Origin of the sequence: Brevundimonas sp. BR2-1 (assembly GCF_037626195.1) — a bacterium.
Lineage (GTDB): Bacteria > Pseudomonadota > Alphaproteobacteria > Caulobacterales > Caulobacteraceae > Brevundimonas.
Window position 1 is genome coordinate 257,883 of record NZ_JARKMV010000002.1, and the last position, 21,283, is coordinate 279,165.

The following is a 21,283-nucleotide window of genomic DNA, read 5'->3' on the forward strand; positions in this document are numbered from 1 at the left end:
CCGCGTAGCGGCGCAGACCGGGGGATGACGAAAGGGGCTAGCCGATCAGCGACCGCGCCGCCGCCCGCGCCTCGTCCGTGATCACCGCCCCCGACAGCATCCGCGCGATCTCCTCCCGTCGCGCCTCGTCGTCCAGCGCATCGACCGTGGTGGTCGTCATCCCCCCGGCGTCGGCCTTGCGCACCTTCCAGTGGGCATGACCGCGCGCCGCGACCTGCGGGCTGTGGGTCACGACCAGGACCTGGGCGCCGTGCGACAGCCGTTGCAGACGCGCCCCGACGGCGGAGGCGACGGCGCCGCCGACGCCCTGATCGACCTCGTCGAAGATCATCACCGGCTGGCGCTGATCCTCGCGGCCCGCCAGCGCCGCCTTCATGGCGAGAGCGAAGCGGGCCAGTTCGCCGCCCGAGGCGATGGCGTCCAGCGGGCCGAAGGCGGTCCCGGCGTTGGTGGCGATCTCGAAGCGGACGGTCTCCACCCCCAGCGGCCCGCGTCGGCCCTCGGATACAGGCTCGAAGGCGACGCGGAAGCGGGCGCGATCCAGCTTCAGCGGACCCAGCTCGGTCATGACGGAGGCCGTCAGCCGTTCGGCGGCGGCCTCGCGCGCGGAGGTCAGCAGCATGGCGGCGACATCGTAGGCTTCGCGCGCGGCTGAGGCGGCGCGTTCGGCGGCGGTGATGGCCTCGGCCCCGTCCTCGATCAGGCGCAGCTGGTCGCGGAAGCGGACGCGCAGGACGGGCAGACTCTCGACCGACGCATTCAGCTTGCGGGCGGCGGCGCGCAGGGCGAACAGCCGTTCCTCGGCCTTGTCCAGCCGCCCGGGTTCGAAGTCGAAGGCGTTGGCGGCGGCGTCGACGCAGGCGATGGCCTCCTCGGCCTCGACCATGGTGCGGTCGATGGCCTCGGCGGCGGCGGTCAGCTTCTGCAGCAGGGGATGCTCGGGGTCCGTGCCCGCCTGCCCGGCCCTTTGCCGGGCATGCTCGACGGCGCGCAGGGCGGCCGACAGCTTCTGGGACAGCTTGTCGCCGCCCAGCTGGGCGCGGGCGTCGGCCAGGTCGCCGATGGCTTTCTCGGCCGCGCCGAGGATGGCGCGTTCGCCGGCCAGTTCGGTCTCCTCGTCGGCGCGGGGGTCCAATTCGTCCAATTCGGCGAGGTTCTGCGTCAGCTCTTCGGCGTGGGCGGCGGCGTCGGCGGCGGCGGCCTTCAGGTCGGAGACCGTGCGCTCGGCGGCCTTCAGCTTCTCCGCGGCGCCGGCCACGCCGTCCAGCTGGGGCTGCAGGCCCCCGTAGTTGTCCAGCAGAGCGCGGTGGGTCTTCCAGTCCAGCAGGCCGACGGTCTCGTGCTGGCCGTGCACCTCGACCAGGGCCTGGCCGATCTCGCGCAGGGCGGCGACGCCCGCGGGCTGGTCGTTGACGTAGGCGCGGCTGCGGCCGTCGGCGGCCACGGTGCGGCGCAGGATCAGTTCCTCGCCCGGCGCGACCTCGAAGCCGCGCTCGGCGATCATCTCCAGCAAGGCCGGATCGTCGGGCGCTGTAAAGACAGCGGTGGCCGAGGCCTGTTTCGCGCCGGCCCGCACCAGGCCGGCGTCGGCCCGCGCGCCCAACGCCAGACCCAGGGCGTCCAGAATGATCGACTTGCCGGCCCCGGTCTCGCCGGTCAGCACGGTCAGGCCGCCCTCGACCTCGAGATCAAGAGCGTCCACCAGAACGATGTCGCGGATGGAAAGGGCGGTCAGCATCTGGGCGCTGTCGTCCGGTTCTGATTCGCCATGGTCGTCAGTCTAGCCGTCCTCGACCATCCTGACCGCCCCCTGTGTCAGAATCGGTCGTCAGCCCGGAATGATCCGGCGCAGCCAGCTTTCGCGCTGGCCGGTCGGGGCGACGCCGGGCTGGCGGCCTTCCTCGGTCAGCAGGGCGTAGGCCTCGGCGTACCAGGGGCTGCCCGGATAGTTGAAGCCGAGAACCGCGCCGTTGCGGGTCGCCTCCTCCTTCAGGCCCAGCGTCAGATTGACCTCGACCAGCCGGTACAGGGCCTCGGGCGTGTGCGAGGTGCGCTGATAGGCTTCGTTCTCGATGACGGCCTTGTAGCGGTTGATCGCCGCCAGCGGCTGTCCGGCGCGCTGGTAGTAGCGGCCGATGGCCATTTCCTTGCCCGCCAGCTGGTCGTTGACCATGTCGATCTTGACCGAGGCGTCGATGGCGTATGACGTGCCCGGATAGCGCCGCTGCACATCCTTCAGCCCGTCCAGCGCCGCCTGGGCGTAGCCTTGGTCGCGGCCAACGTCGGTGATCTGTTCGAAATTGCACAGGGCCTTCATGTAGAAGGCGTAGGGCGCGGACGGATTGCCCGGGAACAGCTGGATGAACCGGTCTGAAGCGGCGATCGCCTCGGCGTAATTGTTGTTCTGATAGTAGGCGTAGATCTGCATCAGGATCGCGCGGCGCGACCACTCCGAATACGGATGCTGACGCTCGACCTCCTGGAAATAGTCGATGGCGTCGGCCCAGCGGCGGCTCTGCAGACGCTGATAGCCGGTGTTGTAGAGCGCCTCGACCGGGCGCTCCTCATAGGCCAGGCGAGGACGATTGGCGCCGCGGTTACAGGCCGAGAGCGTCAGGGCCGAAACAGCCACGGTGGCCAGGATCAGGCCGGCGCGGAACTTGGAAGCAGGCAAGGACGACCTCAAAATGCAAGCCGGCGAGCGCGAACCCGTCGGCGCCCCCGAAAACGAGACGCGATCTCTACACCAGCGGACTTGTCTGCGCCAATGCGCGAAGAAGACCTGCAAAAAGACGCCGTGCGCCTTGTAGCCGGCCCATCCGCTGGTATGTAGCGCGCCAGCGCCACGGCGGCATTCTCAGCCCGGCGATGACGGCGAAAGGATGACCGGACATGAAGCTGCTCTCTGGCAACTCCAACCGGACCCTGTCCCAGGCCATCGCGGCCCACCTCGACATGCCTCTGACCAAGGCCCAGGTGAAGCGGTTCGCCGACAATGAGGTCTTCGCGGTCATCGAGGAAAACGTCCGCGGCGAGGACGTCTTCATCCTCCAGTCGACCAGCTATCCGGCCAATGACAACCTGATGGAGCTGCTGATCATGACCGATGCGCTGGTGCGCGCCTCGGCCAAGCGGATCACGGCGGTCATGCCCTATTTCGGCTATGCCCGGCAGGACCGGAAGACCGGCGGCCGCACGCCCATCTCGGCCAAGCTGGTGGCCAATATGATCACTCGCGCGGGGGCGCATCGGGTCCTGACGATGGATCTGCACGCGGGCCAGATCCAGGGCTTCTTCGACATTCCGACCGACAACCTGGTGGCCACCCCCGTGCTGGCCCAGGACATCAAGGACCACTATCCGCGCGGCGACGACCTGATGATCGTCTCGCCCGACGTCGGCGGCGTGGTCCGCGCCCGCTCGCTGGCGTCGCGTCTCAACGCCGATCTGGCCATCGTCGACAAGCGGCGGGCCCGGGCGGGCGAGAGCGAGGTCATGAACATCATCGGCGACGTCGAGGGCCGCCGCTGCATCCTGTTCGACGACATCGTCGATTCGGGCGGCACCCTGGTGAACGCCGCCCAGGCGCTGATGGACAAGGGCGCGGTCGAGGTTTCGGCCTACATCAGCCATGGCGTGCTGTCGGGACCGGCCGTCCAGCGCGTGACCGACGGGCCGCTGAAGGAGCTGGTCATCACCGATTCCATCGAACAGCCGTTCGAGGTTTCGTCCTGTTCGAAGATCCGCACCGTCTCCGTCGCTCCACTGATCGGCGAGGCCATCCGGCGGATCGCCAACGAGGAATCGGTCTCCAAACTGTTCGATTGACGAACCGGGCGCCTCAAATTGGCCGGGAGCGCGTTCTCTGCTCCACGACGGACAGTTCGAGGAGATTTCATGCGTTCGGCAATGATGCGACGCGGCCTTTCACTGGCGGCCCCATCTCTGGCGGCCCTGTGCGCGGCGGCTGTCCTCGCAGGCTGCACCTCGGGCCCGAGCGAAGCGGAGGTGGAAGCCGCCCGTGTCGCCGCGGAGGCCGCCGCCCTGGCCGCCCGCACGCCCCCGCCGATCAATCTGTCGCAAAGCGTCGCCCAGGATGCCGCGATCTATCTGGCCTTCTCCCGCGACATCGCCGCCATCCGGGGCGGCTTCGAAAGCCCCGAGGCCATCCAGGCCGCCCTGCGTCAGGGCGCGACCTATGACCCGGGCCAGATTTCCCGGGGCCTGGTCGCCTACGCCTCCATCGTCGCGCTGCAGTCGCCGGCCTTCGTCTCGGGCGTCAACCAGTACGGAATCAACCCGACCGGCAGGCAGGAGATGATCGCGCGCATCGTCGCCGACCCCCGCGTCGCCTCCTACATGCCCGGAGCGCAGGAAGCCGCCGGCCTGATCATGGCGGCCCTGGACCGCGAGATCGACGCCCTGAGCGCCGCAGCCAACTCCGTCGAGAACGACGCCTACGCCGCCCAGGCGGACGGGCGGCGCTCGTGGGCCATCGCCCATGTGGCCGACCGCGAGGCCCGTCTGGCGGGGGCCAAGGACCTGTCAGGCCAGACAATGGCGGCGCCGGCGGCCGAGTCGGCGCGCCTGTTCGCGGCGGCCAGCAACGGCGCAGGACTGGGCGCGACCGGCGGCCGCCGCCGCGATCCCCCCTATCCGCCCGTGGTGACCAACGCGCTCGCTCTGGCGGCTCTGGCGGCGCTCGGCGCGGCGGGCGAGGACGCGCGCGCCAACACCGCCGCCCTGCAGTCCGAAGGGGTCAGCCAGAACTGCCTGAACGAGTCCAAGCTCAATCTGTACCAGTGCCTGGCGGCCTCGCGGCCGAGCTATGAGGACATGTTCTGTCTGGGCCGCCATATCGTGCGCGACCTGGCGACCTGCACCCGCGGCGCGGCCATGCCGGCGGCGACGGTCACGGTTTCCAACCCCGTCACGGTGGAGGTTCGTCCTCCGGTCATCGTGACCGCGCCGTTCGAGCCGCCTGCGCCCCCGAGGCCGGCCACGCTCCAGCCCACGACCCTGCCCACACCCGAGTCCTCGCCCCCGCCGGCCACGATGACGCCGACCCAGCGGCTGAACATCGAGCCCGGCGCGCTGGTCCGGACCGCGCCGGGCGGCTGAGCCTGGAAAGGCCGACGCCGATTCTGCTGGCGGATTAGTGATCGGCAAACAATTCGCGGAGCGTTATAAGGGCCGTGGAGTTTCGGCGTCCCGCGAAGGCGCCGTGCGTGTTCTGGGGAATCTCGCATGTTCATGGCCTATCCGCGTCGCGGCCTTTCGGTCGCTGCTGCCGCCGCCGCCCTGCTTCTGGCCAGTTGCGCCACGCCGGAGCCGGAGCCCGCTCCGGCGCCGCCTCCGCCGCCTCCGCCGCCGCCGGCCGTCAGCCTGAACGAGGGCGTGGCCCAGGCCGCCTCCATCTACGTCGCCTTCATGCGCGAGGCCGGCACCATCAGCGCGGGCTTCGACAGCGCCGAGGCCATCCAGGCCGCCATCCGCAAGGGGGCCTCCTATGAGCCGGCCCAGCTGTCGCGCGGCATGATCGCCTATGGCTCGATCCTGGCGCTGCAGTCGCCCGAGTTCGTGCAGGGCGTCCGCACCTACGCCGTCGACCCGGCCCAGCGCCAGCAGATGATCGCGCGCATCATCGCCGACCCCGCGACCGCCGCGACCTTCCCCGGCGCGGATGCCGCCGCCGGCCTGATCGTCGACACCATCGGCAAGGACTCGGCCGCCATGCTGATGATCGCCAACGCCGTCGAGGAAGACGCCTATACGATCCAGGGCCGCAGCGATCCGCGGCGCCGCTGGGCCACCGTGCACATCACCGACCGCGTCACCCGGCTGGAAGGCGCCAAGTCGCTGTCGGCGGTGACGATGCTGCCCTCCGCCGAAGAGTCGGCCCGCCTGTTCGCCGCCGCCAACAGCGGCTCGGGGCTCGGCGCCAGTTCCGCCCGTTCGGGTCCGCCCTATACGGCCGCCGTGGTCCGTTCGCTCGCCGTGGCCGCCCTGGCAGCGCTGGGAGCAGGCGGCGAGGAGGCCCGCGCCGAGACCGAGGCCCTGACTGTCGAGCAGAACAGCGAATTCTGTCTCAACATGTCCAAACTGATGCTGTTCCAGTGTCTGGCGGCCTCGCGACCCAGTTATGAGGACATGTTCTGCGTCGGCCGCCACGTGGCCCGCGACCTGGCCACCTGCACGGCCCAGAACATCACGCCGGTCCCGCTGGAGGTCCCCCAGACCGCCGTGGCGGGCGGGGCGCCCGAGCAGACCCCGGTCGCCGCCGAGGCGGCCGCCGCCTCCACCGCGGCGACGGCGACGCTGAACACCGGCGGCTGACTCCGTTCGCAGGGGGACGCCGCGGCCTGTTGCGTCGCGGGGTTCTTGCGTGTAATGACCCGCGCTCTTGAATTCAGGGTCCCTGACCCCGCCGCGAGGGCTGACTGGTCAGCGCGGCGTTTGTGTTGTTGAGGCGAGGCGATGGCCGAGATCATTCTGAACGTGGACGTCCGTGATGGCGTTGGCACCGGCGGCGCACGCGCCGCGCGTCGCGCGGGCATGGTCCCGGGCGTGCTGTACGGCGGCGACAAGGCCCCCGTCGCCATCTCGGTGAACGAGCGCGACTTCCGCAAGTCGCTGTACACCGGCAAGCTGCTGGGCCACCTGGTGACCCTGAAGTACGGCAAGGAATCGCAGCCGGTCATCGCCCGCGATGTCCAGTTCGACCCGGTCACCGACCGTCCGCTGCACTTCGACCTGATGCGGGTCGATGAAAAGCAGACCATCAAGATCGAAGTGCCGGTTCACTTCATCAACCAGGACCAGTGCGAAGCCTTCCGTCAGGGCGGTTCGCTGGAGATCGTCCGTCACTCGGTTGAGGTGAAGGTCCGCGCCGATCACATCCCGGAAGACCTGATCGTCGACCTGGCCGGCCACAAGATGGGCGACACCATCCGCTGGACCGACCTGAAGGGCACGGCCGACGTCGAGCCGACCATCACCGACCGTGATTTCGTGATCGCCTCCATCAAGACCTCTTCGGCCGCCAAGGCCGCCGACGAGATCGAGGAAGCCATCGCCGAGGAAGTCGCCGCCGCCGAAGAAGCCGCCGCGGACGAAGTCCCCGCCACCGAACAGGCCGATGGCGAAGAAGCCGCCGACGCCGAGGGCGAATCGACCGAGGGCTGATCGCCCTCCTTCGACTGTTTTGCGAAGCGGCCCCTTCCGGCTACGGATGGGGCCGTTTCCTTGTCTGGACCTGAGCCATGATCATCATCGCCGGCCTGGGCAATCCGGGCCCCAAATACCAGGGCAACCGCCACAACATCGGCTTCATGGCCGCCGACGAGATCGCGCGGCGCTGGTCGTTCGGGCCCGAGCGGGCCAAATTCCAGTCTGTGATCCGCGAGGGTGAGGTTCCGACAGCGGACGGGCCGGTCAAGGTCCTGCTGATGAAACCCCAGACTTATATGAACGAGAGCGGCCGCGCCGTCGGCGAGGCGGCGCGCTTCTACAAGATTCCGCCGGCGCAGATCATCGCCTTCCACGACGAGATCGATCTGGCCCCCGGGCGGTTCCGCATGAAGACCGGTGGCGGCGCGGCAGGCCAGAACGGCGTGCGCAGCCTGATCAGCCAACTGGGCGCCGACTTCCGCCGCGCGCGCATGGGCGTCGGCCACCCGGGCGAGCCGCAACTGGTTCATGGCCATGTGCTGAGCGACTTCCACAAGGCCGATCAGGCCTGGCTGGAGCCGATGCTGCACGCCGTCGCGGACGCCCTGCCCTTCGCCCTGGCCGGGAACGACGAACGCTATCAGGCCGAGGTCTTGCGTCTGGCCCCCGCGCCCAAATTCAGCCCGCGTCAGGCCGCACGGGGCGACGACTAGACGCACCGCCTTGTCCGCGGTCGGCGGCGGCGATAGACCGCGCCCAGCCCTGAAGGAACCGCCATGATCCGCGCCACCGTCTCCGCCGCCGCCTTGTTGCTGCTGGCCGCCTGCAATTCGGGCGAACAGGCGCCTGCGCCCGGCGCGCCGACGGTCACGGTCGCAGACGCCCTGTGTCGCCCGACGCCCAAGGGCCGCCAGACGACCGGCTGCTACATGACCCTGACGGCCAGCGGCGACGACCGGCTGGTCTCCGGCGAAAGCCCGCAGGCCAAATACGTCCAGATCCATGAGAGCCGCATGGAGAGCAATATGATGATGATGCAGCAGATGCGGGACGGCCTGCCTCTGGCCGCCGGTCAGGCGACGTCTCTGGCGCCCGGCGGCAACCACCTGATGCTGCTCGGCGTCGAGGAGCCGCTGGCCACGGGCGACACCGTCACGCTGAAACTGACCTTCGCCACGGCGGCGCCGGTCGAGGTCACGGCCCGCGTCGCCCAGCCGGCGGCCGGCGAATACGACCACGTCGCGGCGCACTGAACCGCCGAACCTGACAAACGGGGCGCGACCCGCTAAAGGCTCGCCTTCATCCCTTCGCTTTGCCGCCTCTCGCGGACCGGACCCGCGTCCGTCCGCCTGAAGAGGCTTCTGGAACCGCCCAAGCCCATGGCCCTTAAAGTCGCGATCGTCGGCCTGCCCAACGTCGGCAAGTCCACCCTGTTCAACGCCCTGACCAAGACGGCGGCGGCGCAGGCGGCCAACTATCCGTTCTGCACCATCGAGCCGAACACCGGAGACGTGGCGGTGCCCGAGCCGCGTCTCGAAGCCCTGGCGGCCATCGCGGGTTCGAAGGAAATCATCCCCTCGCGGATCACCTTCGTCGACATCGCCGGCCTGGTGCGAGGCGCGTCCAGGGGCGAGGGCCTGGGCAACCAGTTCCTGGCCAATATCCGCGACTGCGACGCCGTGGCCTTCGTCGCCCGCTGCTTCGTCGACGACGACATCACCCACGTCGAGAACCGCATCGACCCGGTCAGCGACCTCGAGATCATCGAGACCGAACTGATGCTGGCCGACCTCGAAAGCCTCGAGAAGCGCGTCGTCAACGTCGAGAAGAAGGCCAAGGGCGGCGACAAGGAGGCCCAGACCACCCTGCGCCTGATCAACATGGCCCTGACGCCCCTGCGCGCCGGCAAGCCCGCACGCGTCGTCGAGGTGTCGAAGGAGGACGAGAAAGCGTGGCACATGCTGCAGCTGCTGACCTCCCTGCCCGCCCTGTATGTCGCCAACGTGGACGAGGGCTCGGCCGACAAGGGCAATGAACTGTCGGACCTGGTGGCCAGACGCGCCGCCGCCGACAACGCCAAGTCGGTGGTGATCTCGGCGAAGATCGATTCCGAACTGGCCGTGCTCGATCCGGAAGAACAGGCCGAATTCCTCGAAAGCCTGGGTCTGGCCGAGCCGGGCCTGAACCGCCTGATCCGCGAGGCCTACGCCCTGCTTGGCCTGCAGTCCTACTTCACCGTGGGTCCCAAGGAGGCGCGCGCCTGGACCATCCCGATCGGCGCCACCGCCCCCCAGGCCGCGGGCGTCATCCACACCGACTTCGAAAAGGGCTTCATCCGCGCCGAGACCATCGCCTACGACGACTTCGTGGCCCTGAAGGGCGAAGCGAAGGCGCGCGAGGCGGGCAAGCTGCGCGCCGAGGGCAAGGCCTATGTCGTCAAGGACGGCGACGTGATGAACTTCCTGTTCAACTAGACGGCTCCGTTTCGCCCGGCGTCGGGCAGCGGACCAGGCTGACCACCGCGCTGTTCCGGTTCAGCCAGGTCAGCCGCATGGCGTCGCCCTGGACCTTCATGCGGACCCGCTCGCGCGATGTCTGGCCCTCGGCCGAACAGGCCAGCCCGGCCTCATAGCCGTCAGCAACCTGGCTGACCGACAGGATGCCGCAGCTGTTTTCATAGCCTTCGAACCGGGTGGTGCTGATTTCGATCGGCCGCTCGGCGCCCTGCGGATTGGCGCACCACCCCCTGTTGGCGGCCCACAGACCCACGAATGTCTGCGGACCGGAGCCCGGCATGATCGAACCGACTCCCGGCGGCGGCGCGGGAGGCGCCGGCACCTCTGCCTCCGGGGTGTTGATCGGCGCGGCGGGATCGGTGGGCGGATTGGTCTCGGACGCGCCGCAGGCGGCGAGCATGAGAAGGGCGAACGGAGCGAGGCGGTGCAGGATCATGGGTCTGGAAACGCGGTTCGCGGGCGAGGGCTCCCGATCTCGCCTCGATCACGAATTCGCGGTCACGCTTGCATCCGCCGGAAGATTTTGCGACCGGTTCGCCAGTGTCGAGAACAAGGGGGCGTCCCGCATGACTCAGAACACCAATCCATGGGCGTCGCAGGTCGATCCGCTGGCGCAGGATATCGCCGCGGTGCTCAAGCGCATGGGCGGCTCGGCCCACCAGCGCGACGTGGTCCAGTGCGTGGCCGCGATGAAGCGCCAGCGCGGCGAGACCGTGGCCCAGGACCTCGCCAACAAGATCGTCGAGGTGTTCGAAAAATACCGCGACCTGTTCTTCAAGCCGTTCGGCGAAGGCTCGATGCGCTGGGCGCTGCAGCCAGGCGTCGTCTGACCCATCCGGGCTGAACCAACGAAACGGCGCGCCCCCGGAGGGGGCGCGCCTTCGTCGTTTCGGAAGCCGTCAGCCTTTAGAAGCGGCGGACGTAGCTCAGGCCGTAGGTGTCCAGTTCGCCGCCGTTGTCGTCGGTGAAGTCGCGGCGGGTCCAGTCGGCGCGGACGCCGTTGCGGCCGTCGAAGAAGTAGTTGGCGCCGGCGCCGTAGTTGACGCTTTCACCGTCTTCGGTGGCCGAGAGACCGGCGGCCTCGGCCTTGATCTGGGTCGTGCCGTAGCCGACGCGGCCGAACAGTTCGAAGTTCGGGGTGACCGGCAGGGTGCCGACGACATAGGCCGCAGCGTCGTACTCGTGGGACAGGTCGCCGGTGACGCCGGCGACGGTGATCTCGTCGTCCTTGACGCCGAACGAGGCTTCGCCCTCGACGCCGACATAGCGGTTGAAGTTCGCCGTCAGGCGTCCGGTGACCGCGCCCAGGGTGGCGTCGTCGCCGTCCAGCTGGGTGTAGCCGATCGAGCCCTTTACCTCAGGGTTGGAGATGCTCTGCGCCATCGCGGGCGCAGCAATGAGAGTAAGAGCGGCGGTGGCGAGAAGAACGTTACGCATAGTTTCTTGTATCCTCTAGATGTGGCGACCGACGGTCGCCAGCCCCATCCAGCGGAGACACAAATGGGCGGTGGCCAGCTCAGTTCCAGATGCTAACGGACACTTCATTCCGACTGTGCATGCCGAAGCACATACGGCGTTATACTTGCCGCCTTGCAGCCTTATTTCATAACTGACAGCAGCGTCGCCGCCATTGCGTTCAGGGGCGTCGGGATTCCGTGCGCCTCACCCAATCGGGCGATGACGCCGTTGCGGGCGCCCCATTCCATTGGCCGGCCCGCCAGCCGGTCGCCGAGGATCGAGTTCACCGAATCCGGTGGAGAGGTTTCGGCCCGCTCCACGACCCAGTCCGGCAGATGATCGCCGAGGTTCGCGCCGACCGCCCGGCCGACCAGCACGCATTCACGCACCATCCCGCGCATCAGGTCTGCGACGCCCGCCTGTCTCACCACCCCGCCCGGCAGACCCGTCAGGGCGTTGACCGCTCCGGCGCAGTTCAGCGACAGCTTGGTCCAGGCCACGGTGACGAAGTCGTCGGTCGTCGAGGCGTCGATGACGCTGTCGGCAAAAAGGGCGGCGAAAGCCCGCCCCGCCGGGCCCGCAGGGACCACGATCGTACCGTCGCGGCGTTGCTGGATACGCCCCGGCGCGCTGCGTTCGGCCGGGATGTCGACGGCCACGGGCACGATGCGCTCGACGGGAACGAAGGGCGCGAACCGCTCGACATGCTCGACGCCATTCTGCAGCACGGCGACGCGGGTGTACGGCCCCAGCAGCGGGGCCAGCCAGCGCGAGGCGGCGGCGACGTCATAGGCCTTGGTGGCGACCAGGATCCAGTCGACCGGTTCGGTGATTTCAGCCGGATCCGTGACGACGCGGGGATCGGCCTCGATCACGCGGCCGTCGGGGGCCTCGATCACAAGCCGGTCCAGCGGCGTGCGAGCGCAGAGGATGACCGATCCGACCCGCTCACTGTGGGACAGCCAGGCCGCGACCGTGCCGCCGATGGCGCCGGGGCCGATGATGGCGACGGAATACTTCGCGGGCATGTTCATGTGGCGGAGATGGTCACCGGTCGCTCACCCCGCAACGCGGGCTCAGCGGTCCTTTTCCCGCTCGGTTCCGGCGCGCACGTGCAGGGCGGCCTGGGCCGCCGCCAGACGCGCGATGGGCACGCGATAGGGCGAGCAGCTGACGTAGTTCAGCCCGACTTCCTCGCAGAAGGCGATCGACGACGGATCGCCGCCGTGCTCGCCACAGATGCCCATCTTGATGTCCGGACGCTTCGACTTGCCTCTTTCGGCGGCGATGCGGATCAGGTCGCCGACGCCTTCCTGGTCCAGCCGGACGAACGGATCGGACTCGAAGATGCCCTTGTCCATATAGGCCTGCAGGAAGCGGCCGGAGTCATCGCGGCTGATGCCGAAGGTGGTCTGGGTCAGGTCGTTTGTGCCGAAGCTGAAGAATTCGGCGTGCTCGGCCAGATCGGCGGCGCGCAGGGCGGCGCGGGGCAGTTCGATCATCGTGCCGACCAGATATTCGACGCGGTCCCCGGCCTCGGCGAAGACGGCCTCGGCGGTGCGGTCAGTCAGTTCGCGCAGGTATTTCATCTCCAGACCGAGGGCGACCAGCGGATGCATGATCTCGGGGATGGGCGCCGCTTCGGACGATGCTTGCTTCACTTCCAGCGCCGCCTCGAGGATGGCGCGGACCTGCATCTCGTAGATCTCGGGATAGGCGACGCCGAGGCGGCAACCGCGGTGGCCCAGCATGGGGTTGGTCTCGTGCAGCTCCTTCGCCCGCCGTTTCAGCTTGGCGGCGTCGAGGCCCTGGGTGACGGCCAGGGCGTCGATCTCGGCCTCGGTGTGGGGAATGAACTCGTGCAGCGGCGGGTCCAGCAGGCGCACCGTCACCGGCAGGCCGGCCATGATTTCGAACAGCTGGACGAAGTCGGCCTTCTGGAACGGCGCGATCTTGCCGAGTGCGGCGCGGCGGCCCGCCTCGTCGTCGGCGAGGATCATCTCGCGCACGGCGGCGATGCGGGCGTCGTCGAAGAACATGTGCTCGGTCCGGCAAAGGCCGATGCCCTCGGCCCCGAAGCCGCGGGCGGTCTTCGCATCGAGCGGCGTCTCGGCGTTCGCCCGCACCTTCAGGCGGCGCACCTTGTCGGCCCAGCCCATCAGGGTCTGGAAGTCGCCGGTCAGTTCCGGCTCGATCATGGCCACGGCGCCCTCGAGCACCTCGCCCTTCGAACCGTCGATGGTGATGATCTCGCCGGCCTTGAAGACGCGCCCCCGGGCGGTGAAGGTCCCGGCCTTGTCGTCGATCGACAGTTCGTTGATGCCGCAGACGCAGGGCCGTCCCATGCCGCGCGCCACGACGGCGGCGTGGCTGGTCATGCCGCCGCGCGCGGTGACGATACCGCGCGCCGCATGCATGCCGTGGATGTCCTCGGGGCTGGTTTCCTCGCGCACCAGAATGACGGCGTCGCCAAGCTGCGACAGGCGCTCAGCCTCGTCGGCGTCGAAGACGATCTTGCCGGTCGCCGCGCCGGGCGAGGCGGGCAGGCCGGCGGCGACCACATTGCGCACGGCATTCGGGTCGAGTGTGGGGTGCAGCAACTGGTCCAGCGCCGAGGGCTCGACGCGCGACACCGCCTCCTCCTCCGAGATCACCCCCTCGGCGGCCAGATCGACCGCGATCTTGAGCGCGGATTTGGCGGTGCGCTTGCCGTTGCGGGTCTGGAGCATCCACAGCCGGCCCTGTTCGACCGTGAATTCGATGTCCTGCATGTCGCGGTAGTGGCTCTCAAGCCGGCCCACCACGCCGACGAATTCGGCGAAGACCTCGGGCATGGCCTCTTCCATCGAGGGGGCGGTCTCGCCCATCTCCTCGCGGCCCGCCCTGGTCAGCGACTGGGGCGTGCGGATGCCGGCGACGACATCCTCGCCCTGGGCGTTGATCAGGAATTCGCCATACAGCCGGGCCTCGCCGGTCGACGGGTTGCGGGTGAAGGCGACGCCGGTGGCCGAGGTGTCGCCCATATTGCCGAACACCATCGACTGGACGTTGACCGCCGTACCCCAGCTTTCGGGGATGTCGTGCATGCGGCGATAGAATTTGGCCCGGTCGTTCATCCAGCTGGCGAAGACCGCCGAGACGGCGCCCCACAGCTGGTCATTCGGATCCTGCGGGAAGGGCTGACCCAGGCGGTCCTCGACCACCGTCTTGTAGTCGGCGACAACCTTCTCCCAGTCCTTCGCGGTCAGGTCGGTGTCGATGGTGACGCCGAGCCGGTCCTTGTGGTCGTCCAGCACTTCCTCGAAGTCGTCGTGCGACAGGCCCAGGACGACGCTGGAGTACATGGTGATGAAGCGGCGGTAGCTGTCGAAGGCGAAGCGGCGGTCGCCGGAAAGTGCGGCCAATCCTTCGACCGTCTCGTCGTTGAGGCCCAGGTTCAGAACGGTGTCCATCATCCCCGGCATGGAGGCCCGGGCGCCGGAGCGGACCGAGACCAGCAGCGGGTTGGAGGCGTCGCCGAAGGTCTTGCCGACGACGGTCTCGACCTTCTTCAGGCCGGCGGCGACCTGTTCGGCCAGGTCGGCCGGATAGGTCTGGCCGTTGGAATAGTAGTGGACGCAGGCCTCGGTCGTGATGGTGAAGCCCGGGGGCACGGGCAGGCCCAGGGAAGACATCTCGGCCAGGTTCGCACCCTTGCCGCCCAGCAGGTTCTTCATCGACGCATCGCCGTCGGCGGAACCCCCGCCGAAGCCGTACACCCACTGAGTCATGCCTTAGCCCCTGAGCCTGTCGTTCGTCCGGCCTGACTAACGTGCTGCGCCCGCGAAGGCGAGGCCGGGACTGTAACAAACCGTGAGGTCTTGTGACGGTTCCTGCGAAAAGCTTCGCATCTCAACCAGCCCTTAACCGCGATGATTCACCAATCGGTCTTCAAGCTGAGCGGGGCCGCGTACCAATGTCCGAGTTGAAGACCGACGTCGTCATGAGGGGTGACTGCATCGAGGTGTTGCGGTCCCTGCCCGACGCCTGCGTGGACATGGTCTTCGCCGACCCGCCCTATAATCTGCAGCTGGGCGGCGACCTGCTGCGGCCCGACAACAGCCTGGTCGACGCGGTCGACGACGACTGGGACAAGTTCGACAGCTTCGCCGCCTACGACGCCTTCACCCGCGAATGGCTGGCCGAGTGCCGCCGCGTGCTGAAGCCGGAAGGTTCGATCTGGGTGATCGGCAGCTATCACAACGTCTTCCGCCTGGGCACGGCGATCCAGGACCTGGGCTTCTGGGTGCTGAACGACATCATCTGGCGCAAGTCCAACCCGATGCCGAATTTCAAGGGCACACGCTTCACCAACGCCCATGAGACCCTGATCTGGGCCGCGCGCAGCCGCGAGCAGAAGCGCTACACCTTTAACTACGACGCCCTGAAGGCCTTCAACGAGGACACTCAGATGCGGTCCGACTGGACCCTCGCCCTGTGCACGGGCGAGGAACGGATCAAGGACGCCGACGGGAAGAAGGCCCATCCGACCCAGAAGCCCGAAGGCCTGCTGCATCGCGTGCTGTTGGCGGCGACCCGGCCCGGCGACGTGGTGCTGGACCCCTTCTTCGGCACCGGGACGACGGGCGCAGCCGCCAAACGGCTGGGCCGCCACTTCATCGGCATCGAGCGCGACGAGACCTATGCGAAAGTCGCCGAGAAGCGGATCAAGGCGGTCATTCCCGCCGCCCCCGAGGATCTGGTCGTCATGGGTTCCAGACGGGCCGAGGTGAAGGTGCCGTTCGGGGCGCTGGTCGAAGCCGGCCTTCTGTCGCCGGGCGACAAGCTGTACTGCCCGCGCGGCGACCGGGAGGCCCGGGTGCGGGCCGACGGCTCGCTGGTGGCCGGCGAACTGACCGGCTCGATCCACAAACTCGGCGCCCTGTTCGAAAACGCCCCGGCCTGCAACGGCTGGACCTACTGGCGATTCAAGACGGATCAGGGACTTAGGTCGATCGACACCCTCCGGGCCGAGGTCCGCGCCGGGATGCAGTGACCGATACCGGATACTGAAAACATTGTAACCCACGCAGTTTACACAAGAAATACTGGCGTTCGGGGAACTTCGCATCTGCGAGATAGTTGATATCGGGTCCAACCCCAGGGCTCCGGATATCGTTATGAAAATCGCGCAGGTCACTCCTCTGTATGAAGCTGTGCCGCCGAAGCTGTACGGCGGCACCGAACGCGTCGTCGCCCATCTGACCGACGCCCTGGTCGATCTGGGTCATGACGTGACCCTGTTCGCCGCGGCCGACGCCGAGACCCGCGCCCGCCTGATCCCCGTCCGCGATCAGGCCATCAGGCTGGATCCGGCTCCTCTGAAGTCCGATCTGGCCGCGCACATGACCATGCTCGCCGAGGTCCTGAAACGCGCCGATGATTTCGACGTCATCCATTTTCACACCGACATGGCTCACTTTCCCTTCTTCTCGCGCTGCGCCGACAAGACGGTCACCACCCTGCACGGGCGGCTGGATCTGAAGGATCTGCCGGGGGTCTACGAGCGGTGGCCCGAGTTCGGTCTGGTTTCGATCTCGGACGACCAGCGCCGGCCGCTGCCCCTGGCCAATTGGAAGGCCACGGTGCACCACGGCATGCCCGGCGACGCCTATCGGTTCTCGCCGAAGCCGGAGGGCTATCTGGCCTTCCTGGGCCGCATCTCGCCCGAGAAGCGGCCGGACCGCGCTATCGACATCGCAACCAAGCTGAACAAACCGCTGAAGATGGCCGCCAAGGTCGACGCGGCCGACAAGATCTATTGGGAGACCGTCATCAAGCCGATGGTCGACGGAAATCCGCTGATCGAATTCGTCGGCGAGATCGGCGACCACCAGAAATCCGCCTTCCTCGGCGGGGCCGAGGCCCTGCTGTTCCCCATCGACTGGCCCGAGCCGTTCGGCCTGGTGATGATCGAGGCCATGGCTTGCGGCACGCCGGTGGTGGCCTTCCGTTGCGGCTCGACGCCCGAGGTCATCGAGGACGGCGAGACCGGCTTCCTCGTCGACACCCTGGAACAGGCCGTCGCCGCCGCCGGGCGGGCGCATCTGCTGGACCGGGAAGCGATCCGCGCCCGGTTCGATCTGCGCTTCTCGGCCACGGCCATGGCGCGGCGGTATCTGGACGTCTACGGCGACCTGCTGGCCAAACGGCCGTTCGCCGAGGAGCCGCTGGCCGACGTGGTCACGCCCCTGCGTGGGCTGGAAGGCCGCAGCTTCGCCGCCAACCGGTGATCGGGGGCTGAACCGCCCGCCTCTTCGTCCATTACCGTACCGAGGCGCCATCAAGCGTCCCCATTCGGGTGAGACCTTCCGGCGATCCTGAACCGCCCCCTGGAGCCTTCATGGACGACGCCTATACCGTTCAGACCACCGCGCTCGATGCCTCCGAAACGGACGGGCTGGAGCGGCTGATGGCGCTGAAGGACGGTGACACGTTCGCGGTCGCCGACGGCTGGGGCGACATGAAGGGCGGGGCCGACGGCCTGTTCGACCACGACACGCGCATCCTGTCCCGGCTGATCCTGACCTTGGGGCTGGCGCGGCCCTCGCGGCTGAGCTCGGGCGTCAGTCAGGACAATGTCTATTTCACCTGCCATTCGACCAACCGCCCGCTGCCGCCAATGGGCGGCCGCTCGGCACCGGCGGGCGTGCTGCACATCGAGCGACGGCGGTTCGTCTGGAACCGGCGGATGTTCGAGCGCATCCGGATGGTCAACCACGGCACCGAGGACATGCTGCTGCCGCTGGCGCTCGATTTCGCCGCCGATTTCGCCGACATCTTCCAGGTGCGGGGCACGCTGCGCGAGAAGCGGGGGACCACCGAGACGCCGACGCACGACGGGCGGCGGGTGACCTTCGCCTATGTCGGGCTGGACGGCGTGCGGCGGACCAGCTGTCTGGCCTTTTCCGAACCGCCCGCCCGGCTCGGCGGAACGCGGGCGGAGTTCATGTTCAGCCTGCCCCGGGGCAAGCGCAGCGACCTATACATCGAATGCGGCCCCGACCGCTGCGACACGCCGGACGAGGCGCGCTACCGGATCAACGCGGTGCAGGCGCGGCTGGCCATGCGCACACGCCGGCGGCGCGGAGCCTCGCTGCGGGGGCCGCGCAGTCCGCGCTTCAATGACTGGCTGGATCAGAGCCGGGCGGACGTGGCGCTGCTGACCACCGACCTTCCGACCGGGCCGTACCCGTATGCGGGGGTGCCGTGGTTTTCGACGCCGTTCGGGCGGGACGGGATCATCACCGCCTGGCAGATGCTGTGGCTGGATCCTTCGCTGGCCCGGGGCGTCCTGACCTATCTGGCCATGCGACAGGCGACGGAGTTCTCGGCCTTCCAGGACTCGGCCCCCGGCAAGATCATGCACGAGACCCGGGGCGGCGAGATGAGCGCGCTCGGCGAGGTGCCGTTCGGCCTCTACTACGGCGGGGTCGACACCACCTGTCTGTTCGTCGCTCTCGCCGGCGCCTATGCCCGGCGGACGGGCGACTTCGCCCTGATCCGCAAGCTGTGGCCCAATCTGACCGCCGCCGTGGGCTGGATGAAGGATCACGGCGACATCCAGGGCGACGGCCTGATCAGCTATCAGCGCGGCGCCGACACCGGCCTGTCCAACCAGGGCTGGAAGGATTCCGAGGACTCGATCTTCCACACCGACGGCCGCTATCCGAAAGGACCGATCGCCCTGCTCGAGGTTCAGGGCTACGCCTACGCCGCCTGGCAGGCCATGGCCGACCTGGGGGCGGCGCTGGGCGATCCGGGCACGCTGGGCTGGGCCAGCGAGGCCGACCGGGTGCGTGCGCTCGTGGAGGACCGGTTCTGGATGGAGGACGAGGGCTTCTACGCCATTGCCCTGGACGGCGACGGCGAACAGTGTCGTTCGGTCGGGTCCAACGCCGGCCATCTGCTTTTCACCGGCCTGCCCTCGCCGGAACGGGCGAAGCGGGTGACCAAACGGCTGCTGAGCGCCGAATTCCGCTCGGGCTGGGGCGTGCGGACCTTGGCCACCGGTCAGGCGCGATTCAATCCGATGAGCTATCACAACGGCTCGGTCTGGCCCCACGACACGGCCATGGCGGCGGCCGGCATGGCGCGCTACGGCGAACGCCGGGCGGTGGCCCTGCTGCTGGGCGAGATCTACGCCTCGGCGGCCCATTTCCACCTGCGCCTGCCCGAACTGTTCTGCGGCTTCGAGCGCCAGCCGGGCGAACCGCCGATCGCCTATCCGGTCGCCTGCCTGCCCCAGGCCTGGGCGGCGGGGTCGGTGTTCCTGATGCTGCAGGCCGCGCTGGGGGTGAGCATCGATGCGATCGCCGGGACCGTCGAGATCGACGACCCGGTCCTGCCGTCGGGCATCGACAGGCTCAACGTCACCAATCTGCAGGTCGGCGACGGCGTCGTGGACCTGGCCTTCCAGCAGATGGGCGCTCACACCGTGATCATTCCGCAGCGGCGCGAGGGACCGGTCTCCGTGCGCACCGTCCGCTAGCCCGCAAACGTCATCCGAACGTCAGCGGGGTGAAACGCGAGATCCGGCCGCCCTCGTCCCTCTCGATCCTGAACAGGCGCGGGGGCGGATCGTCAGCGCACATCGCATGAGGCTTCGCCGGTTCGTCGATCAGTTCCGCCCCGTCCTCGGAGGCCGCCGAGGCGCCTACGCCGAACAATCCCGCCACGCCCGAGATCAGGTCGGCGCTCAGCGCTTCGTTCGTCTGCCCGAACGAGGTCAGCATGCCGCCGGAGAAATCCGCGGACAGTTCGCCGCCCAGCAGACCCGCGACCGGCCTGACCGACCGGATTCGGCCCGGCATGGTGGTCACCTCGACCACGGGCTGGCCGTCCTTGTCGCATTTCACGATCAGGATCGGTTCCGGGTCGTAGTAGGTCGCCCCTCCGGGCTTGTAGCCATCTGAAAATTCAAGCGTTGAACACCCGGCCAGGGCCATCGTCGCCGCGCAGCACAAGCCAACTGATCTCAATGACATGGTCGAACCTTTCGCTGTGTATGCGAAAGCCATACAACTGAAAGATATCAAAGACCAGCGTTATGCGACAGCGCGTTCCAGGGCTTTTCGGAACACGGTCGGCAGCGACGACAACGCCGGCTCGAGTTCCATCCACAGAAAGTCGCCCCCGCCCGTCGCTGTCCGCACCGAGAGCGTCAGCGAGAAATGGGTGAAGACATGCTCGATCGCGCCCGCGTCGCGCCACTTCGCCGCGACGGGCGGAGAAGGATCACCAGCCACTCCCGTCCAGTCCGAGGTCGGCAGCCCGGTCATCCCGCCTAACAGGCCCCTGTCTGGCCGCCGCACCAGCGCCACCCGGCCCCGGTCGTCGCGCAGGACCCAGGCCGTACCCGTCCGATGCGGCCGTTCGGTCTTTTTCGTCTTCAGCGGCCAGTGTTCCGGCTCACCCGACCGGAAGCCCGCGCACCATGAGGTCAACGGACATCGCTCGCACGACGGCCTGCCCGGACGGCAGACGGTGGCGCCGAGGTCCATCAGGGCCTGGGCCCAGTCTCCCGGTCGGTCGTCGGCGACCAACGACCCGGCCAGCCGGCGCAATTCGGGCTTTGCGGCGGGCGGCGCAGTCTGGACGGCGAACAGCCGGGCCATGACCCGCTCGACATTGCCGTCCACGACATTGGCGGCGCGCCCGAAGGCGATGGCGGCCACGGCGGCGGCCGTATAGGCGCCCACCCCGGGCAGGGCCAGCAGCCCGGCCTCGGTGTCGGGAAAGACCCCGCCGTGTTCTCCGGCCACGGTCCGCGCGCAGGCCAGCAGATTGCGTGCGCGGGCGTAGTAACCGAGCCCCGCCCATGCGGCCATGACGTCGCCGTCGTCCGCCGCCGCGAGATCCGACACGGTCGGCCAGCGGGCGGTGAAGGTCTGGAAATAGGGCGTGGCGTGGGGCGTGGTGGTCTGCTGCAGCATGACCTCGGACAGCCACACCCGGTAGGCATCGGGCGGCGCCTCCCCCGGCCCGGATCGCCACGCCAGCGTCCGGCGGTGGGCGTCGTACCAGTCCAGCAGGGCCGCGCGGAAAGCGGGAAGATCGGCGGACGGTTGAACCGGGACGGGGGGCATCGACCGCGCTAT

Annotated in this window: 18 protein-coding genes and 1 pseudogene; 11 read left to right on the forward strand and 8 right to left on the reverse strand. The window is 68.5% G+C overall.

The genetic code is table 11. The features are described 5' to 3' along the window. Positions 1-37: 37 nt before the first annotated feature. Together recN and BrevBR_RS10785 are read right to left on the reverse strand one after the other, a co-directional pair. On the reverse strand, positions 38-1,738 hold the full coding sequence (gene recN, locus BrevBR_RS10780) for a DNA repair protein RecN (protein WP_340000946.1): 1,701 nt from the start codon (positions 1,736-1,738) through the stop codon (positions 38-40). Between the two features lie 90 nt (positions 1,739-1,828). Further along, positions 1,829-2,686, reverse strand: coding sequence for an outer membrane protein assembly factor BamD (locus tag BrevBR_RS10785; protein WP_442881321.1), 858 nt, complete (start codon positions 2,684-2,686; stop codon positions 1,829-1,831). Between the two features lie 206 nt (positions 2,687-2,892). Here BrevBR_RS10785 and BrevBR_RS10790 point away from each other — a divergent pair, with 206 nt between their 5' ends. The 7 genes and pseudogenes from BrevBR_RS10790 (at position 2,893) to ychF (ending at position 9,644) form a co-directional block, all read left to right on the forward strand. Next, on the forward strand, positions 2,893-3,828 hold the full coding sequence (locus BrevBR_RS10790) for a ribose-phosphate pyrophosphokinase (protein WP_332640069.1): 936 nt from the start codon (positions 2,893-2,895) through the stop codon (positions 3,826-3,828). Between the two features lie 69 nt (positions 3,829-3,897). Then, positions 3,898-5,121 (forward strand): hypothetical protein, encoded by a 1,224-nt coding sequence (locus tag BrevBR_RS10795; protein ID WP_340000947.1) that lies wholly within the window; start codon positions 3,898-3,900, stop codon positions 5,119-5,121. Between the two features lie 126 nt (positions 5,122-5,247). Beyond that, positions 5,248-6,336: a hypothetical protein gene (locus tag BrevBR_RS10800; protein WP_332640071.1), complete on the forward strand. Its 1,089-nt coding sequence runs from the start codon at positions 5,248-5,250 to the stop codon at positions 6,334-6,336. Between the two features lie 141 nt (positions 6,337-6,477). After that, positions 6,478-7,050, forward strand: a pseudogene (locus BrevBR_RS10805) (50S ribosomal protein L25/general stress protein Ctc); the annotation flags it as partial. A gap of 212 nt (positions 7,051-7,262) precedes the next feature. Beyond that, a complete protein-coding gene (pth, locus tag BrevBR_RS10810) occupies positions 7,263-7,883 on the forward strand; it encodes an aminoacyl-tRNA hydrolase (protein WP_332640073.1) in 621 nt (206 codons plus the stop codon). A gap of 63 nt (positions 7,884-7,946) precedes the next feature. Further along, positions 7,947-8,423 (forward strand): copper chaperone PCu(A)C, encoded by a 477-nt coding sequence (locus tag BrevBR_RS10815; RefSeq protein WP_340000948.1) that lies wholly within the window; start codon positions 7,947-7,949, stop codon positions 8,421-8,423. Positions 8,424-8,549: 126 nt separating this feature from the next. After that, entirely contained in the window at positions 8,550-9,644 is a 1,095-nt protein-coding gene (gene ychF, locus BrevBR_RS10820; RefSeq protein ID WP_340000949.1) for a redox-regulated ATPase YchF, read from the forward strand. Here ychF and BrevBR_RS10825 read toward each other — a convergent pair. Beyond that, on the reverse strand, positions 9,637-10,122 hold the full coding sequence (locus tag BrevBR_RS10825; protein ID WP_340000950.1) for a hypothetical protein: 486 nt from the start codon (positions 10,120-10,122) through the stop codon (positions 9,637-9,639). The genes ychF and BrevBR_RS10825 overlap by 8 nt on opposite strands. A 130-nt stretch (positions 10,123-10,252) precedes the next feature. Between BrevBR_RS10825 and BrevBR_RS10830 the strand changes: the two genes are divergently transcribed. Continuing rightward, positions 10,253-10,516 (forward strand): hypothetical protein, encoded by a 264-nt coding sequence (locus tag BrevBR_RS10830; RefSeq protein ID WP_332640132.1) that lies wholly within the window; start codon positions 10,253-10,255, stop codon positions 10,514-10,516. Positions 10,517-10,592: 76 nt separating this feature from the next. Here the strand turns inward: BrevBR_RS10830 and BrevBR_RS10835 are convergent, their stop codons facing one another. From BrevBR_RS10835 to ppdK, 3 genes are all read right to left on the reverse strand, one after another. After that, entirely contained in the window at positions 10,593-11,123 is a 531-nt protein-coding gene (locus tag BrevBR_RS10835; RefSeq protein WP_340000951.1) for a porin family protein, read from the reverse strand. A 161-nt stretch (positions 11,124-11,284) separates the two neighbouring features. Further along, complete coding sequence (locus BrevBR_RS10840) at positions 11,285-12,172, reverse strand: 2-dehydropantoate 2-reductase (RefSeq protein WP_340001191.1); 888 nt, start codon at positions 12,170-12,172, stop codon at positions 11,285-11,287. Positions 12,173-12,220: 48 nt separating this feature from the next. Next, the gene (gene ppdK, locus BrevBR_RS10845) at positions 12,221-14,914 is read right to left on the reverse strand and encodes a pyruvate, phosphate dikinase (RefSeq protein WP_340000952.1); all 2,694 of its coding nucleotides are present in this window, start codon (positions 14,912-14,914) and stop codon (positions 12,221-12,223) included. Positions 14,915-15,099: 185 nt separating this feature from the next. Between ppdK and BrevBR_RS10850 the strand changes: the two genes are divergently transcribed. From BrevBR_RS10850 to BrevBR_RS10860, 3 genes are all read left to right on the forward strand, one after another. Then, positions 15,100-16,179: a site-specific DNA-methyltransferase gene (locus BrevBR_RS10850; RefSeq protein WP_332640126.1), complete on the forward strand. Its 1,080-nt coding sequence runs from the start codon at positions 15,100-15,102 to the stop codon at positions 16,177-16,179. Between the two features lie 124 nt (positions 16,180-16,303). Next, complete coding sequence (locus BrevBR_RS10855) at positions 16,304-17,416, forward strand: glycosyltransferase family 4 protein (protein WP_332640124.1); 1,113 nt, start codon at positions 16,304-16,306, stop codon at positions 17,414-17,416. A 110-nt stretch (positions 17,417-17,526) separates the two neighbouring features. Next, the gene (locus BrevBR_RS10860) at positions 17,527-19,674 is read left to right on the forward strand and encodes an amylo-alpha-1,6-glucosidase (protein ID WP_332640122.1); all 2,148 of its coding nucleotides are present in this window, start codon (positions 17,527-17,529) and stop codon (positions 19,672-19,674) included. A gap of 10 nt (positions 19,675-19,684) precedes the next feature. On the opposite strand, the gene BrevBR_RS10865 is transcribed toward BrevBR_RS10860, so the two are convergent. Together BrevBR_RS10865 and mutY are read right to left on the reverse strand one after the other, a co-directional pair. After that, the gene (locus tag BrevBR_RS10865) at positions 19,685-20,170 is read right to left on the reverse strand and encodes a hypothetical protein (RefSeq protein ID WP_332640120.1); all 486 of its coding nucleotides are present in this window, start codon (positions 20,168-20,170) and stop codon (positions 19,685-19,687) included. Between the two features lie 60 nt (positions 20,171-20,230). Continuing rightward, complete coding sequence (mutY, locus tag BrevBR_RS10870; protein ID WP_340000953.1) at positions 20,231-21,271, reverse strand: A/G-specific adenine glycosylase; 1,041 nt, start codon at positions 21,269-21,271, stop codon at positions 20,231-20,233. Between the last annotated feature and the right edge of the window lie 12 nt (positions 21,272-21,283).